Source organism: Streptococcus sp. NSSLK0004 (assembly GCF_059039125.1).
Genome location: NZ_CM180142.1, coordinates 188,307 through 204,386, shown reverse-complemented (window position 1 = coordinate 204,386; position 16,080 = coordinate 188,307). Strand labels below are relative to the sequence as shown.

Annotated in this window: 15 protein-coding genes and 1 tRNA gene; 4 read left to right on the top strand and 12 right to left on the bottom strand. The window is 40.5% G+C overall.

Features of this window, described 5'->3' with window-relative positions; translation table 11 throughout:
• Positions 1 to 42: 42 nt before the first annotated feature.
• Entirely contained in the window at positions 43 to 1,104 is a 1,062-nt protein-coding gene (locus AC4CS8_RS01220) for a M24 family metallopeptidase (RefSeq protein ID WP_493893167.1), read from the bottom strand.
• A gap of 86 nt (positions 1,105 to 1,190) precedes the next feature.
• A complete protein-coding gene (locus AC4CS8_RS01215) occupies positions 1,191 to 2,024 on the bottom strand; it encodes a DUF4839 domain-containing protein (protein WP_493893166.1) in 834 nt (277 codons plus the stop codon).
• 130 nt (positions 2,025 to 2,154) lie between these two features.
• On the opposite strand from AC4CS8_RS01215, the gene AC4CS8_RS01210 reads away from it, so the two are divergent.
• On the top strand, positions 2,155 to 2,328 hold the full coding sequence (locus tag AC4CS8_RS01210) for a YlcI/YnfO family protein (RefSeq protein WP_162840661.1): 174 nt from the start codon (positions 2,155 to 2,157) through the stop codon (positions 2,326 to 2,328).
• 31 nt (positions 2,329 to 2,359) lie between these two features.
• Here the strand turns inward: AC4CS8_RS01210 and uvrA are convergent, their stop codons facing one another.
• Complete coding sequence (gene uvrA / locus AC4CS8_RS01205; RefSeq protein WP_493893165.1) at positions 2,360 to 5,185, bottom strand: excinuclease ABC subunit UvrA; 2,826 nt, start codon at positions 5,183 to 5,185, stop codon at positions 2,360 to 2,362.
• A 929-nt stretch (positions 5,186 to 6,114) separates the two neighbouring features.
• On the opposite strand from uvrA, the gene AC4CS8_RS01200 reads away from it, so the two are divergent.
• From AC4CS8_RS01200 to AC4CS8_RS01190, 3 genes are all read left to right on the top strand, one after another.
• Positions 6,115 to 7,059 carry a magnesium transporter CorA family protein gene (locus AC4CS8_RS01200; RefSeq protein ID WP_493893164.1) on the top strand — a complete coding sequence of 315 codons (945 nt, stop codon included), beginning with the start codon at positions 6,115 to 6,117 and terminating at the stop codon, positions 7,057 to 7,059.
• A gap of 17 nt (positions 7,060 to 7,076) precedes the next feature.
• On the top strand, positions 7,077 to 7,733 hold the full coding sequence (locus AC4CS8_RS01195) for a DUF1129 domain-containing protein (protein ID WP_493893163.1): 657 nt from the start codon (positions 7,077 to 7,079) through the stop codon (positions 7,731 to 7,733).
• Between the two features lie 64 nt (positions 7,734 to 7,797).
• Positions 7,798 to 8,493, top strand: a complete 696-nt coding sequence (locus AC4CS8_RS01190; protein WP_493893162.1) for a hypothetical protein — start codon at positions 7,798 to 7,800, stop codon at positions 8,491 to 8,493.
• 388 nt (positions 8,494 to 8,881) lie between these two features.
• Here the strand turns inward: AC4CS8_RS01190 and rpsR are convergent, their stop codons facing one another.
• The 9 genes from rpsR to AC4CS8_RS01145 all read right to left on the bottom strand — a co-directional run bounded on the left by rpsR (position 8,882) and on the right by AC4CS8_RS01145 (position 15,977).
• Positions 8,882 to 9,121 carry a 30S ribosomal protein S18 gene (gene rpsR, locus AC4CS8_RS01185; protein ID WP_002939250.1) on the bottom strand — a complete coding sequence of 80 codons (240 nt, stop codon included), beginning with the start codon at positions 9,119 to 9,121 and terminating at the stop codon, positions 8,882 to 8,884.
• A gap of 31 nt (positions 9,122 to 9,152) precedes the next feature.
• Entirely contained in the window at positions 9,153 to 9,650 is a 498-nt protein-coding gene (locus AC4CS8_RS01180; RefSeq protein ID WP_493893161.1) for a single-stranded DNA-binding protein, read from the bottom strand.
• Positions 9,651 to 9,661: 11 nt separating this feature from the next.
• The gene (gene rpsF / locus AC4CS8_RS01175; protein ID WP_493893160.1) at positions 9,662 to 9,952 is read right to left on the bottom strand and encodes a 30S ribosomal protein S6; all 291 of its coding nucleotides are present in this window, start codon (positions 9,950 to 9,952) and stop codon (positions 9,662 to 9,664) included.
• A gap of 160 nt (positions 9,953 to 10,112) precedes the next feature.
• On the bottom strand, positions 10,113 to 11,777 hold the full coding sequence (locus AC4CS8_RS01170; RefSeq protein ID WP_493893159.1) for a DAK2 domain-containing protein: 1,665 nt from the start codon (positions 11,775 to 11,777) through the stop codon (positions 10,113 to 10,115).
• Between the two features lie 2 nt (positions 11,778 to 11,779).
• Positions 11,780 to 12,145, bottom strand: a complete 366-nt coding sequence (locus AC4CS8_RS01165; RefSeq protein ID WP_493893158.1) for an Asp23/Gls24 family envelope stress response protein — start codon at positions 12,143 to 12,145, stop codon at positions 11,780 to 11,782.
• 120 nt (positions 12,146 to 12,265) lie between these two features.
• A complete protein-coding gene (gene rpmB / locus AC4CS8_RS01160; protein ID WP_001140948.1) occupies positions 12,266 to 12,454 on the bottom strand; it encodes a 50S ribosomal protein L28 in 189 nt (62 codons plus the stop codon).
• Between the two features lie 120 nt (positions 12,455 to 12,574).
• Positions 12,575 to 13,882 carry an APC family permease gene (locus AC4CS8_RS01155; protein ID WP_493893855.1) on the bottom strand — a complete coding sequence of 436 codons (1,308 nt, stop codon included), beginning with the start codon at positions 13,880 to 13,882 and terminating at the stop codon, positions 12,575 to 12,577.
• A gap of 194 nt (positions 13,883 to 14,076) precedes the next feature.
• A complete protein-coding gene (locus tag AC4CS8_RS01150; RefSeq protein WP_024531616.1) occupies positions 14,077 to 14,958 on the bottom strand; it encodes a class II fructose-bisphosphate aldolase in 882 nt (293 codons plus the stop codon).
• 933 nt (positions 14,959 to 15,891) lie between these two features.
• Positions 15,892 to 15,977 (bottom strand) — tRNA-Leu (locus AC4CS8_RS01145).
• Positions 15,978 to 16,080: the final 103 nt, after the last annotated feature.

Sequence of the window (16,080 nt, the reverse complement as noted above, 5' to 3'; positions counted from 1 at the left end):
TTTTATTTATTCGTTTTATTTTACCACAAACTGTCAAATTTCTCAAATGACAATCAATTCCTTAGGAGCTAGTGTTAGTACCTCACAGCCTGTTTCCGTAATCAACAAATCATCTTCGATACGAACGCCGTATTTGTCGTCCAAATAAATACCTGGCTCATCTGTCAAGACCATACCTGCCTTGATGGTTTCATCAGATTTTCCAAAATAAGGATACTCGTGAATGTCCAAGCCGATACCGTGACCAATACCGTGCGTGAAGTTAGCACCATAGCCAGCCGCATTGATAATCTCACGAGGAATAGCGTCAAACTCTCGATAGGTCACACCCTCTTTAGCCTGTTCAATCAAGGCCTTATTGGCACGCAAAACCACGTCATAAATTTCACGCTCCTGATCTGTTACGTGACCAATATGGATGGTCCGTGTCATATCGCTGACATAATGTTGGTAATAACAACCGAAGTCTAAAGTGAGTGTTTCACCAGACTGGATAAGCTTATCTGATGCTACTCCATGGGGCATAGCAGAGCGGTAGCCAGATGCCACGATAAACTCAAATGATGCCCCTTCGGCACCTAGTTGACGCATGCGGTGGTCAAGAAAATGATTGATGTCCATCTCAGTCGTCTGACCTGGTTTGATAAAGTCAAGAACATCAATAAAAGCCTGATCCGAAATTTGACATGCACGGCGAATGGTCGCAATTTCTTTCTCATCCTTAATCATGCGCAAGTCTTCGATAAAGTTTGACATAGCAGCCAGTTGATAACCCTCAAAAATGCTGGTCAGACTTTGATAGAAACCATAGGTCACCTGGCTGTCAAAACCAATGGTTTCAAGCCCATCTTCCTTAATCACCTTTGCAATCTCTTCAAGGGCAAAACGGCTCTCGATAATATCAAAACCTTTAACTGATGCCTTAGCTATCAAGGTATAACGCGAATCAGTCACAAACAAGCGACGCTTGCCACTGATGAAGACAGTCGCCTCTGTCCCCCAAAAACCTGTCAAGTAGTAAATATTGTTTTGACCAGTCACCAAGATTCCCTCAACAGCTGATTGAGCTAATTTTGCTTCAAATTTTTCAACACGCGCTTGCATGATCCACCTCCGAAAATTATATAGGATTATTATAGCAGAAAAATGCAGATAAGAAAAACTACCGTCAAAAAGACAGTAGCCATCACTTAACGCGAACGTAATTCAACTGGTTCTAAGAAAATCAATTGACCTAACTTTGCAGCACCAACAATTCTAGCTTTGATATGTAAATTTGTACCTAAAGGAACACTGTCCGTATCATCTGTAAAATTCAAATCATAGAAGTTCACATTCTCAAACTTCATCGGAATCCCCGTATAATTTGATGTATTTTCGTCTGTCCAATCGCCAGTCTCCAACAAGAAATCAAAGCGTGTATCATAATTTCCATAGGGTGCGGTATAGGCAACATGACCATCAAATTCGACAATTTGTCCCTTATACTTTTCTACAAATTCTTTAGCCTTATTCTCGTCGTAATTCGAGGTGACATAAGCAAAATCTGGATTATCAACCGTAATAACTTCTTCCTTAACAGGCTCAGTTACTTCTTCCACAGAGGAACTTGGGGTTGTACTAGCATTGGATGAACTTTCACCGGTCTCTACAGGTTCACTGCTACTTTCCTCAGTTTCGTTATCATATTCTTTAAATGTATGATAGTGGATGGTAATAGGAACATCTTTCTCGAATAAATCTCCCTTTGAAAAAACCTCCTCACCCTTGACAGTAATTTTTTCAATCTCACCATCTTTTGTAAAAATACCAAATGTTAGATCATCAATTTTCTGAGTGGTTACATTTTCAAAACCAGCATCCTCTAACTGCTTTTTCACAGACTGGAAATCCGTATCTTCTGGATTCGCACTCACAGGAATAGCAATCTTATTGGTATCAACATTTTCACTGCTTTCTCCACAGGCAGTCAACATAAAACTTGCTAAAAGTGTTGTCAACAAAAATAGCATTTTCTTCAACATAATAAACTCCTTTGTTTTTCTTATCCATATTTTACTATATAAATACCAACTTTACAATACATTTTGTAATACAATTTGTAACATTTATTATCCTTCGTTTTCTCTATACACTAATAGTATGGAGGGTGATATGGCTTTTAAATTAAAATCTGATAAAAAAGAGACTGAAATCAAAACAATTCGATTTCCATCCGAGTTAGTTGATAAAATTGAGGAGGCTATTGTCAAAAAAGAAGTTAGTTTTTCCAGTTTTGTCATTCAGGCCTGTAACTATGCCCTGCAAAACATGGATAAAGAAGAGTAAAAAAGAGCCAATCAGCTCTTTTTTCTATGTATTATCTCAACTTACTCTTCAAATACTGGCCTGTAAAGCTGGCTGGGTTCTCCGCTACTTCTTCTGGCGTTCCTGTCGCGACAACGGTACCACCACCGACACCGCCTTCTGGCCCCATATCAATAATGTGGTCAGCCGTCTTGATCACATCCAGATTGTGCTCAATGACAAGGACAGTGTTGCCGTCATCGACAAAGCGGGCCAAGACCTTGAGCAACTGGGCAATATCCTCAGTATGTAGGCCAGTCGTAGGCTCATCCAAAATGTAGAGCGATTTCCCTGTCGAACGCTTGTGAAGTTCTGAAGCCAATTTCATCCGCTGAGCCTCACCGCCAGACAGGGTCGTTGCTGGCTGTCCAAGAGTCACATAACCCAAGCCCACATCTTGAATGGTGCGGAGCTTCCGCTCAATTTTTGGAATGTGTTTGAAAAATTCCACCGCATCATTGACCGTCATATCAAGGACTTGCGCAATGTTTTTCTCCTTGTAGTGTACTTCTAAGGTTTCAGAGTTGTAGCGGTGTCCATGACAAACCTCACAAGGAACAAAGACATCTGGCAAAAAATGCATTTCAATCTTGATAATGCCGTCACCCGAACAGGCTTCACATCGCCCACCCTTGACGTTGAAGGAGAAACGTCCTTTTTTGTAGCCACGGATTTTTGCCTCATTGGTCTGAGCAAAAAGATCACGAATATCGTCAAAAACTCCTGTATAGGTCGCAGGATTGGAACGAGGCGTCCGACCAATCGGGCTTTGGTCAATATCAATCAAGCGATCCAAGTGTTCGATTCCTGAAATAGATTTAAACTTTCCTGGCTTGTCTGAATTGCGATTGAGTTTCTGGGCAATAGCTTTTTTCAAAATTGCGTTGACCAGAGTTGATTTCCCAGAGCCAGATACGCCTGTTACCGCCACAAATTTTCCGAGTGGGAAACGAACGGTCACATCTTGTAGATTGTTTTCCTTGGCACCTGTCACCTCTAGGAAGCGACCATTTCCAACACGGCGTTCTAAAGGCACTGGAATTTCTCGTTTGCCAGACAGGTATTGACCTGTAATGGATTTCTTGTTTTTAGCTACTTGGGCAGGCGTGCCTGAGGCAACTATTTCCCCACCAAAGACACCTGCACCTGGACCAATATCAATCAACCAGTCCGCCTCTCGCATGGTGTCCTCATCGTGTTCCACCACAATCAAGGTATTGCCCAAATCCCGCATCTTCTTGAGACTGGCAATCAGGCGGTCATTGTCCCGCTGGTGTAGTCCGATAGAGGGCTCATCCAAAATGTAGAGAACACCAGATAAGTTAGAGCCAATCTGGGTCGCCAATCGAATCCGCTGGCTTTCACCACCAGAAAGCGTACCAGCTGCTCGAGAAAGGGTTAAGTAGTTGAGCCCAACGTTGTTGAGGAAGGTCAAACGATCCTTGATTTCCTTGACAATCGGCGTCGCAATGGTCGCTTCATTTTCAGACAAGGTCAAATTTTCAATAACTTCCAAATGGTCCGCTACAGACAAATCAGACAACTGCCCAATATGAAGTCCATTTTCGCCGCCAACCTTAACAGACAAGGCTTGGTCATTGAGACGATAGCCGTGGCAAGTACCACAGGTCAACTCATTCATATAGGTCTTCATAACCGTCCGTGTATAGTCACTATTGGTCTCACGGTAGCGACGATTGATATTGGTAATCAAACCTTCGAATGGAATATCAATATCCCGCACCCCACCGAATTCATTTTCATAGTGGAAGTGGAATTCTTTTCCATCCGAACCGTTGAAGATCAAGTTTTTCTCTTCGTCTGTTAATTCTTCAAAAGGCTTGTCCATATCCACACCGAAGTGGTTCATGGCCTGCTCCAACATCTGCGGATAGTAGTTTGAAGAGATTGGATTCCAAGGAGCCAAGGCACCTTCACGCAAGGTTTTACTCGCGTCAGGAACAATCAAATCCGTATCCACTTCCAACTTCATTCCCAAACCGTCACAATCGCTACATGAGCCAAAAGGAGCATTGAATGAAAAGAGACGAGGTTCCAACTCCGGCACCGTGAAACCACAAACCGGACAGGCATAATATTCAGAGAAGAGCATTTCCTTCTCATCCATGGTGTCGATGATGACATAGCCGTCCGCAATCCGCAAAGCTGCTTCGATAGAATCGAAAAGCCGCGAGCGAATGCCTTCTTTGATGACAATCCGATCGACCACCACTTCAATATTATGAGCCTTACTCTTGGATAATTCAGGCACTTCCGACACATCATAGACATCACCGTTGACACGGACCCGAACGTACCCATCCTTTTGAATTTTTTCAAAAATCGTCTTGTGTTGTCCTTTTTTCTTGCGTACAATCGGAGCTAAAATCTGCAAACGCTGGCGCTCTGGCAACTCCAAGACTTCATCCACAATTTGCTCAACGGAAGACGCTGCAATCGCTCCGTGTCCATTGATGCAGTAAGGCACCCCGACCCGTGCATAGAGCAAACGCAGATAGTCATTGATTTCTGTCGCTGTCCCGACCGTCGAACGTGGGTTACGGGAGGTTGTTTTTTGGTCTATGGAAATAGCCGGGCTAAGACCTTCTATGGAATCTACATCAGGCTTATCCATGTTGCCCAAGAACTGACGAGCATAGGCCGACAAAGATTCTACATAACGACGTTGGCCTTCGGCGTACAAAGTGTCGAAAGCTAAACTAGACTTACCAGAACCAGACAAACCAGTCACCACCACCAGCTTCTCACGCGGAATGGTCACATCAATATTTTTCAAATTATGGGCACGCGCCCCATGAATCACAATATTTTCTTGCATAGTTTAAGATACAGAGGGCGTCAAACGCACAGTCAAAATAGGCGGTAAGTCCGAAATCTGTGATTTCGAAGACGCACCCCCGTCAAGACAACTAGCGCTTTCACAGGTTGAAAACCGAAGAAAGCACAGATGTCTACGACGCAGAAGCCAGTTTCCATGCTGAAACATGAAGAAACTAGCACTTTTTGACACTGCATTTAGCCCGTGTTCAATTCCTTTCTAAATATAAGTGCGTTCACAAGATAACTGGTGACGGTCGATTAACTCCGCGTCACCAGACGAAACTGCCTATGGGCAATTTCTATATCTTGTATTAGCTCGATTTTCAAAAAATATCGTTTTGAAAATCTCACGTCAAGAAACCGTATAAAACTCGACGCTTTTAGCACGCATTCAAATCCTTTCTAAGATACAAAGCTCGTTAAACGCAAAGTGAAAATAGGCGGTAAGTCCGAAATCTGTGATTTCGTAGACGCACCCCCGTCAAGACAACTAGTGCTTTCACAGGTTAAAAACCGAAGAAAGTACAGATGTCTACGACGCAGAAATAATTTATCGGTGCATAGACACAAGATCATTCAAGCTTTTTCACACAGCGTTTAGGGCGTGTTCAATTCCTTTCTGATATAAGTGCATTCACAAGATCAGAAACCAACGAGTTGCCAAGACACACAAGAAGATTTGCACGTAACAGTCTCCTTAGCTGTTATCAGTCAAGGCTGAAAATAGTTACAGATTATCTGTACTCAAGTTTTAGCCTGATTCATCCACTAAAATGCACTGCCATAAATTAAAAAGTCCGTACAAATCTCTTATCTAAACATCTTTATATTATAACACATTTCTACATAAAACCTTTCCGTAACGGCACATTTTTTGGTATAATAGAAGGTGCGCTTATGCAGAAAATATTAAAAGGAGGGCATCATATGAAACAGATTTTTCTATCGACCATGACAGATTTAGAAGAAATCCAAACCTTTGAACCGGGAGCTTGGATTAACTTGGTCAATCCCTCCCAGAGTGAGTCCATGGAAGTGGCCGAACACTATAACATCGATATTACCGACTTACGAGCACCTCTCGATGCAGAGGAATCTTCTCGTATTTCCGTCGAAGATGACTACAAACTCATCTTGGTGGACGTCCCTATCCTTGAAGAGCGAAACAATAAGACTTACTATATTACCATCCCTTTGGGAATTATCTTAACAGAAGATGCCATCATTACAACCTGCTTAGAAAAACTCCCACTCTTTGAACCATTTATTCACCATCGTCTCCGAAACTTCTTCACTTTTATGAAATCACGCTTTGTCTTCCAGATTCTCTATCGGAATGCACAACTCTATCTATCAGCTCTACGAACTATCGATAGAAAAAGCGAAGAAATTGAAAAACAACTCCACGAAGCAACTCGAAACGAAGAGCTTATTGTCCTCATGGAATTGGAAAAGACGATTGTCTACTTCAAAGCCTCTCTTAAGACTAACGAACGGCTTGTAAAAAAATTAGCTAGCTCCTCACGTCTCCTTCGTAAATACGAAGAAGATGAAGACCTACTTGAAGACACTCTCGTCGAAACACAGCAGGCAATTGAAATGGCAGATATCTATGGATCAATCCTAAATTCCATGACCCACGCCTTTGCTTCGGTTATTTCCAACAACCAGAACACCATCATGAAAACCTTGGCCTTAATGACCATTGTTATGTCAATTCCGACCATGATTTTTTCGGCCTACGGTATGAACTTTAAAGATAACGTCATTCCTTTTAATGATATCCCTCATGCCTTTTGGTGGATCATCCTGTTCGCCTTTGCAATCAGCTTATCCCTCACTTTTTATTTCATCAAGAAAAGATGGTTCTAACACTTTAGGAGATTGTCATGACATTTACAGAAATCAAAGAATTAACCAAAAAAAATCAAGAATTTATTCACATTGCTACCAACCAACTCATCAAGGATGGCAAATCCGATGAAGAAATCAAAGCTCTTTTAGCAGAAATTTTACCTACTATCATTGATAATCAAAAAACAGGTATAACAGCTCGCTCTCTTTACGGTGCTCCTAGCGAGTGGGCTGCCGCACAAACAAATCAAGCAACCGACGATTCACTCAACCAAGAAGAAAACGACAACCCTTGGCTCATGTGGTTGGACTCCAGCCTGCTTATCCTGGCGCTTATTTCTGGATTGAACGGAATCATGAACTTTTTCAACAGTGGTAGTCAATATGGTATCGTTACCCTACTAGTTATTGGACTTGGAGTCGGAGCTGGTATGTATATGATGTACCATTTTGTCTACAGAGAACAAGCAAAAACCGGTCAACGACCAAATCTCTTGAAGGCAATTGGAGTTCTAATCCTTGCGACCCTAGCTTGGTCTATCGTCTTCTTCCTTGCTGCACTTATTCCAAGCTCCATTAATCCAGTTGTCCCTCCAGTATTAGCTATCCTTTTAGCCGCAACCTCCTTTGGACTACGCTATATTTTACGGAAAAAGTACAATATTCGTAATGCAATGCAACCGATTCGCTAATAATTCCTCAGCAAATTATTAAGCTATTTTTACTATCATTTGAATAATCTACTTGGAGGTACTTATGAAAAAATCATACTCTTGGCAAATTATCTTAATCATTTTAGCATTCTATCTCATTCTCCTGGCCTTTTTCCCAAATCTTTCTATTATTTTTGATTATTTTAGACTGACACTCGTTATCGCTCTAGCTTTTCTTTGGTTAGGTACCGAACATAAAAATGCTATTCTTTTCTCTATCGGCCTTGCCTTTACAGCACTCTACATCAATGAATTGGTGCCTTATGGTTACCGGACTTTCAATATCGCTCCACTGTTCTTAGGAATCCTTGTATTAGGACTCGCCGTTCATAGCATCAATAAAAAGCGTAATTATCATAGAATGATAGAAGCATCCGTTAGTACAGCAACCATCATTTCTAACGATGCAGAATTCCTGAACCTAGAGGCTAATTTTACAAATCGAAATGAATATTCAAATTCAAATTCTTTAAAAGCTGTCAATAGCAAGGCGTTCTTGGGCACTATTATCATAGATTTAACTGGGGCTCAGTTTGAAAAAGAATTAACCTATATCACAATCAAACAGACTCTATCTACTACTATTATTCGTCTACCAAAATCTGTTTCCGTTATTAACGGTCTCAAATCAGGTCTGGGAGAAGTATTCATCCCACCACAAAACAACAACAGCAACTGCCAAGTCTATCTAACTGGTACGAACACCTTATCAAAAGTATCAATTCAATTCATTGATTAATACTTCATTTAAATTACAACACCCTCTCATTGTTGATAAGAGAGAAACAAGAAGAGCAAGCAACCCCATCAGAAGTATCAAAATTTTGATGGGGTTTATGATTTTCACACTCGTTCTAAACAGTCATTCTCAATCCCAATACAAAAGTAGCGAATTCCGACAACTAAAAAAACGCTGTAGCCTCGCATCCAAACTTCAAAAAGCCCAGCTAAAAAGACCCGTTAGGGTCTTAACTCGCTATCGTATTTTCAAGCTCATGAAAAAACAGTCCATTCAAGGACTTGATTCGCTTTCCTATTTTTAAGCTCATGAAAAAACAGTCCACTGGACCGTTACACTTTTCTTATTTCTAGAGTGCAAGAAAAAATCGCCACAACGGGCGATTTTTTTAATCTTCGTTTACGAATGGCAAAAGCGCCATAACACGAGCACGTTTGATTGCTGTTGTTACTTTACGTTGGTTTTTAGCTGAAGTTCCAGTTACACGACGTGGAAGGATTTTCCCACGTTCTGAGATGAAACGGCTAAGAAGCTCAGTATCTTTGTAATCAACATATTCAATTTTGTTAGCTGCGATATAGTCAACTTTTTTACGGCGTTTGAAACCGCCACGACGTTGTTGAGCCATGTATTTTCTCCTTTATAATTATTCGTTTGACCTAGAATGGTAGGTCGTCATCAGAAATATCCATCGGATTGGTTGCTCCGAAAGGACTACTTTCTTCGCGTGCGAAGTTAGGTGTAGATTGTGCAGGGGCTTGATAAGGCGAGTTGTAATCATTTCCTCCAGCAAACGAGTTGCTTGCTGAATAGCCTCCACCTTGACCTTCACGGGCAGTACGGCTTTCCAAGAGTTGGAAACTTTCTGCAACTACCTCAGTAACGTAGACACGTTGTCCCTGTTGGTTATCGTAGCTACGAGTCTGGATACGACCTGTAACACCAATCAGAGCACCTTTCTTAGCCCAATTCGCTAAATTCTCAGCTTGTTGACGCCAAATGACTACGTTGATAAAGTCCGCTTCACGCTCACCATTTTGATTTTTAAAATTGCGGTTAACCGCCAGAGTAAAAGTCGCAACAGCTTGGTTAGACGGAGTATAACGAAGTTCTGCATCGCGGGTCATTCGACCAACCAATACTACATTATTTATCATAATCTACCTTCTTACGCGTCAAGTTTCACAATCATGTGACGAAGAATGTCGCCGTTGATTTTTGACAAACGGTCAAACTCTTTAAGAGCTTCGTCGTTAGTTGCTTCAACGTTAACGATGTGGTAAAGTCCTTCGCGGAAATCTTTGATTTCGTAAGCAAGACGACGTTTTTCCCATGCTTTTGATTCAACGATTGTTGCACCGTTGTCAGTCAAGATAGAGTCAAAGCGTGCTACCAAAGCGTTTTTAGCTTCTTCTTCAATGTTTGGACGAATAATGTAAAGAATTTCGTATTTAGCCATTGATATGTTCCTCCTTTTGGTCTAATGCCTACCAATCTTTGTTAGTAGGAAGTGAGGGTTTCTCACAAGAAACTATTATATCATATTTTGAGCAGATAGCAAGTCCAAACCACTTAAAATGACAAAGAAAAGAGCAGTTTGGGCTACTCTTTTCATCATCTTATTCTACACTAAAGAGATATGGATAAACTGGTTGATTTCCTTGGTGGATTTCAACTTCGATATCTTCATACTGCTCTTCTAAGTCTTGAGCAAGGTTTTGCGCCAATGCTTCATCTCCATCTTCACCGATATAGATGGTTACAATCTCGCTATCTTCATCCAACATTTTCTCAAATGTCGCTACCAAGGTTTCTACCATGTTTGGATTAGATACAACAATCTTACCATCGACCATTCCCAAGTTATCATTCTCATGAATTTCAAGACCATCAATAGTTGTGTCGCGTACTGCTGTTGTCACACTACCGCTCTTCACATCTGCAAGAGATGCCGTCATAGCTTCAAAGTTGCTTTCCAAATCACGACTTGGATCAAAAGCAAGCAAGCTTGTAAATCCTTGTGGTAATGTCTTAGTTTCTACTACTTTGACTGCTACTTCTGCTACCTCTGCCGCAGATTGTGCTGCCATCAAGATGTTCTTGTTGTTTGGCAACAAGATGACATTGCGGGCATTGACCAATTCAATCGCATTGACAAAATCTTCTGTCGATGGATTCATGGTCTGACCACCAGAAATCACATAGTCCACACCTTGTGATTTGAAGATTTCTGTTAATCCTTCCCCAGCTGCAACGGCGATAATCCCGTATTCTTTTTGCTCTGCTGGTTTTTGGTAGGCTTCTTCTTTTTCAACTTGCGCTTCATGTTGTTCACGCATATTGTCAACTTTAACTTTGACCAAACTACCATACTGAAGCCCTGCTTGCATGACCAAACCTGGATCTTCTGTATGAACGTGTACCTTAACGATTTCATCGTCATTGACAACTAGGAGAGAATCCCCAAGGTCATTAAGATAGTTGCGGAATTCTTCATAATCAAAGTCCTTCACATAAGTAGGGCCTTGGCGAAGAGCTACCATGATTTCTGTACAGTAACCAAAGGTAATATCCTCAGTCGCTACATGACCAGCAACTGACTTGTGGTGTTCTGCATTGATCATCTCAGACATGACAGCTGGTGTCGCTTCAAAATCCTCTGATGCAATGTACTCGCCTGTCAGAGCTGACAGGAAGCCTTCGTAAATATAAACAAGACCTTGACCACCTGAATCGACAACCCCAACCTCTTTCAAGACTGGAAGCATCTCAGGTGTTTTCTTGAGGGCACGGTTGGCACCTTCTAGAGTCGCACGCATGACCTCAACCGCATCATCAGTTTCTTCTGCTTTTTTAAGAGCTGCTGTAGCTGCGCCACGAGAAACCGTCAAAATGGTACCTTCAACTGGTTTCATTACAGCCTTATAAGCCACTTCGACACCATGTTGGAAGGCTTGCGCCAAGTCCTTACCATCCAATTCAACCTTGCCTTTGACAGACTGACCAAAACCACGGAATAATTGTGAAGTAATAACACCTGAGTTTCCGCGAGCCCCCATAAGCAAGCCTTTAGACAAGATTTGAGCTACTTCTCCAACTGTATTAGCGTGTTTATCTGCTACTTCTTTGGCACCATTAGTAATGGTCATGCCCATATTCGTTCCTGTATCCCCGTCTGGTACAGGAAATACATTTAATGAGTTTACATATTCAGCTTGTTTATTCAATCGAGTCGATGCCGCTTGCACCATTTCTTGAAATAAACTGGTAGTAATTTTAGACACAATTATTCTCCTACGACTTTGATATTTTGGATATAAACATTGACCGTATTAGCTGCGATCCCCAATTGATTTTCCAAGTTAAATTTCACACGCTCTTGAATATTCCGTGAAACTTCACTGATTTTTACACCGTAGCTCATAACGGTATAAACGTCAACTACAATCTGACCGCTTTCCGTTGTTTTGATGACTACACCTTTAGAATAGTTTTCCTTGCCGAGTAAAGCTTGGAAATTATCCTTAATCGCTGACTTACTAGCCATACCAACAACACCAAAAATTTCGGTCGTCGCACCGCCGACAACAGTTGCAATCACGTCGTCAGTCAACTCAATTTGGCCGTCTTTTGTATTGATTTTAACAGTCATATTTCGTTACCTCAAATAGTTTTATCACTCCATTCTATCATATTTTATCCATTCTGTAAAAAACTAGCTTGTGACAGCAGAATAGACAAGAAAAAAATGACCCTAAGGCCATTTTTTGGATTAAACGCGTTCAACTTTACCAGATTTAAGAGCACGTGCTGAAGCCCAAACTTTTTTAGGTTTACCATCAATCAAAACGGTAACTTTTTGAAGATTTGGTTTAACTGCGCGTTTTGTTTGGTTCATAGCGTGTGAACGGTTGTTGCCTGATACAGTCTTACGACCAGTAAAATAACATACTTTAGCCACTGTGTATTCCTCCTCATTTGATCAAATATATCGGATGTGCTAGCACCACATACTTAAACATTCTACCAAAAAGCTATTTCTTTTGCAATAGAAATGCCAGTAATTTTTAATTTTTTTCAACTAATGGTTTTCAGATATCCTTCTATCTCGTATTTTTTCTTGACTCCTTTTGTAAAAAACAAAGGCTAATAAACAGAAAAACAGACAGATTAAAAGAAAAAGAGAAACCATTTTAAAATCCGTCATCAAACTCCCCAAAAGCAAAACAAATGCTGAAATTGTTGCCATCACAGGAGATACCAGCCCTGTCAATCTATTTTTAATAATTCCTTTACGATAAAGATTAAACACAATCAGATAGAGAATCACATAGGATACGTTATTGAAAACAATTGTAATTTCACTAATATCTCCCCCAGATAGCAAATTAAATTTTGTCACCAAATAATGTACACCCAACCAAAATAAGGTCGCTACTGAAACAGAAAGACTCGCCGGAACCGAAAGCTGTAGTTTTAAGTTTATCTTGGTAAATTTTGGAACATCTATCCACCCTAGAACAGCAAATGCATGTGGTAAACGCATCGTTCCTAAAAGCATCCCATTTGATACACCTAAGACCGAAATGATAACAACTACTAATAATAATTTACCGACAACCTTACCATAAAGTAGCTCTGTTGCATGGACAACTGCATCATTTCTAACAGATAAGATATAATCAGGCCCCAAAATCTGATTGAGTCCATAGAAAAAGAGAAGATAGAGTCCTAGGATAACCATAGGCCCTATGGTAAAGGCACGCGCTAAATTCTTTTTAGGATTTCTGATTTCAGGTGCAATACTAGCAACTACGGTCCAGCCATCATAAGCAAAGTATAGTGGCACCAAGCCCGATAGCCAACTCCAACCAATTTGAGAATTTCCTGGATTAGGGAGTTCTAATCCTTCTCCTTGCCTCCAAAGACCGACCAAAGCAATCATCATCAATGGAATTACCTTAACTACAGTTGCAAGTGATTGAAAATGGCCCGCAAGCCACTTAGAAAAAATATTCAAAATCGTTAAGATTACCAAGAATACCGCGGCCAGCATCACCTGTTCCTCTAATCTCGATTGACTTCCAAGAGTAAAAACTGCCGCAACCCAAGCTACTACAGCTATAACTGATGGTAGATACATATATGCCGTAAACAGTCCCAATGCCGCACCCAAACCAGGATGAACATAGTAACCGTAATAATGAAAAATCCCTCCAGCTTCTGAATGACGAATCGCCAATTCCGATAAACAAAGACTACCAAAAACGATTGCAAACGATCCTAACAAGATGATTATCATTCCTAAAACAACATCTCCACCAGCATAGCTTAAGATATCATCTACCTTAAAATAAATTCCCGAACCAATAACCACCCCAACAATCATAGCAATAGTGGTTAATAAACTGTACTCCTTCTTTTCTTTCACTTAATCCCCTCATCTTTATGATTAGCATTCCAACAGAACAAAACAACACTGATAGATAACAGAGCTAGATCCATTTACTCTAACTCAATAGCAGACTATAAAAAAACAGTAAAAACCTGACTAAGTCAGGCTTTTAATTCGGTATTTTTATATTACGCTTTGTTCGCTGAACCGAATACGTCGATACGCTCTTCAACAGATGCTTGGATAGCTTTTACGCCGTCAGCCAAGAATTTACGTGGGTCAAAGAGTTTTTTCTTGTCGTATTCTGCTTCATTTGCTTCATAAGCTGCTGCAAATTTACGAGTTGCGTTTGCGAATGCGATTTGGCACTCAGTGTTAACGTTAACTTTAGCAACACCCAATTTAATTGCTTCTTGGATTTGCTCATCTGGAATACCAGAACCACCGTGCAATACAATTGGGAAACCTGGTACAGCTTCAGTCAATTTACGCAAGTGGTCAAGGTCAAGACCTTCCCAGTTTGCTGGGTATGGACCGTGGATGTTACCAATACCAGCCGCCAAGAAGTCAATGCCAGTCGCAACCATTGCTACTGCATCTTCGATTGGAGCCAATTCACCGCTACCAACGATACCGTCTTCTTCACCACCGATAGTACCAACTTCAGCTTCTACTGAAATACCTTTAGCATGTGCCAATTCTACAACTTCTTTAGCTTTTGCAAGGTTTTCTTCTACTGGAAGGTGCGAACCGTCAAACATGATAGAAGTGTAACCAACTTCGATACACTCAAGTGCATCTTCATAATGACCATGGTCAAGGTGAATAGCAACTGGAACTGTGATGTTCATTGATTCAATCAAGTTAGCAATCAAGTTGCGAGCTACTTTGTAACCACCCATATACTTAGCTGCACCCATAGAAGTTTGGATAAGTACTGGAGCTTGTTTTGCTTCTGCTGCACGCAAGATAGCTTGAGTCCACTCAAGGTTGTTTGTGTTAAATCCACCAACTGCATAACCGTTGTCACGCGCTGCTTGGACAAATTTTTCTGCTGAAACTAATGGCATTAGAAAAGCCTCCTATTATTTTTTGGGGTATTCCCCATACTTCTCTATTCTACCATGTTTTCTTTGAAAATGCTAGTTGAAACTGCCTATAGATTGAGAAAATTTTCACATATACTTTCAAAAGAAAATAGCAAAAAAGCTAGCCAAATCTGAATCTCTTGTCAATTTTCATATTTTTCTGCAATTTAAACCTTATTATTCTACTTTCTTTGAGAAATATCTCGCGATAAAGCAGGTAAATCCACTTAGCAGGATGATAGCGATATAAATCATGACCAGATAATTTTTATAAGGATCTGTTGATTCCCAATAGGAAGAAAAAAGTAGCTTTCCCCTTCTTGTTGTTATGCCAGTAGTCAGATACATCACTAAAATAGCTGAGGTCACAATCAAAATTATTAGACTACTCATATAAAAACGCTCTCGCAATCTCCCACCAACAGAGATAAACGTCACTATGAATAAGATAAAGATTGCAAACGTACTACCAGAGAGGTGTCTAATAAATTCTGAATCAGAGGAAAACTGTAGCCAGTGAGCAAAAAAATTCTGATACTGGCTATGTAGGTAGATAGCCAATACTATCCCGCTAACGGATAATATAACCATAAGTATAAAACCAAATACTCCCCCAAAAAGCTCTTGATAAAATGCTTTTTTCCTAAATCCCCTATATATGCGCAATAGGAGTTGATAGCAGAAACAAACAACCCACGACAGAAAAATCAAATATTTTAACCAACTATGGAAACTATGACTAACTATACCTCGATTTGCCAAATAAGATGTACAGAGAACCAAGACAAGTTGGAAAAACATGAGCCAAGTCATTTTATATTTGAACAAGAATTTCTGAAACATTTTCTAATTCTCTCTTCTACAGGTACAGAAAAAGAACAGCTGTTAAAGCAACTGTTCTTTTTCAATTTCTTATGCGGAGAAAGGGACTTGAACCCTTACGACCTAAAGCGGTCACAGGATCCTTAATCCTGCGCGTCTGCCAATTCCGCCACCCCCGCGATACCAGAATAGTATATCACGGAGAACGAACCCTTGTCAATACTTTTTTTCAAAAAACATTTTTACTATTAGTCTTTAGCTAGTATAACCGGAAACAAAAAA

Excerpts from the sequence above, each read along its gene's own strand:
- AC4CS8_RS01180 (WP_493893161.1), bottom strand. The coding sequence starts at position 9,650 with ATGATAAATAATGTAGTATTGGTTGGTCGAATGACCCGCGATGCAGAA.
- AC4CS8_RS01200 (WP_493893164.1), top strand. The coding sequence starts at position 6,115 with ATGAAACAGATTTTTCTATCGACCATGACAGATTTAGAAGAAATCCAA.
- AC4CS8_RS01155 (WP_493893855.1), bottom strand. The coding sequence starts at position 13,882 with ATGATTGTTGGGGTGGTTATTGGTTCGGGAATTTATTTTAAGGTAGAT.
- AC4CS8_RS01150 (WP_024531616.1), bottom strand. The coding sequence starts at position 14,958 with ATGCCATTAGTTTCAGCAGAAAAATTTGTCCAAGCAGCGCGTGACAAC.
- AC4CS8_RS01215 (WP_493893166.1), bottom strand. The coding sequence starts at position 2,024 with ATGTTGAAGAAAATGCTATTTTTGTTGACAACACTTTTAGCAAGTTTT.
- AC4CS8_RS01210 (WP_162840661.1), top strand. The coding sequence starts at position 2,155 with ATGGCTTTTAAATTAAAATCTGATAAAAAAGAGACTGAAATCAAAACA.
- rpsF (WP_493893160.1), bottom strand. The coding sequence starts at position 9,952 with ATGGCTAAATACGAAATTCTTTACATTATTCGTCCAAACATTGAAGAA.
- AC4CS8_RS01165 (WP_493893158.1), bottom strand. The coding sequence starts at position 12,145 with ATGACTGTTAAAATCAATACAAAAGACGGCCAAATTGAGTTGACTGAC.
- rpsR (WP_002939250.1), bottom strand. The coding sequence starts at position 9,121 with ATGGCTCAACAACGTCGTGGCGGTTTCAAACGCCGTAAAAAAGTTGAC.
- AC4CS8_RS01190 (WP_493893162.1), top strand. The coding sequence starts at position 7,798 with ATGAAAAAATCATACTCTTGGCAAATTATCTTAATCATTTTAGCATTC.
- uvrA (WP_493893165.1), bottom strand. The coding sequence starts at position 5,185 with ATGCAAGAAAATATTGTGATTCATGGGGCGCGTGCCCATAATTTGAAA.
- AC4CS8_RS01220 (WP_493893167.1), bottom strand. The coding sequence starts at position 1,104 with ATGCAAGCGCGTGTTGAAAAATTTGAAGCAAAATTAGCTCAATCAGCT.
- AC4CS8_RS01195 (WP_493893163.1), top strand. The coding sequence starts at position 7,077 with ATGACATTTACAGAAATCAAAGAATTAACCAAAAAAAATCAAGAATTT.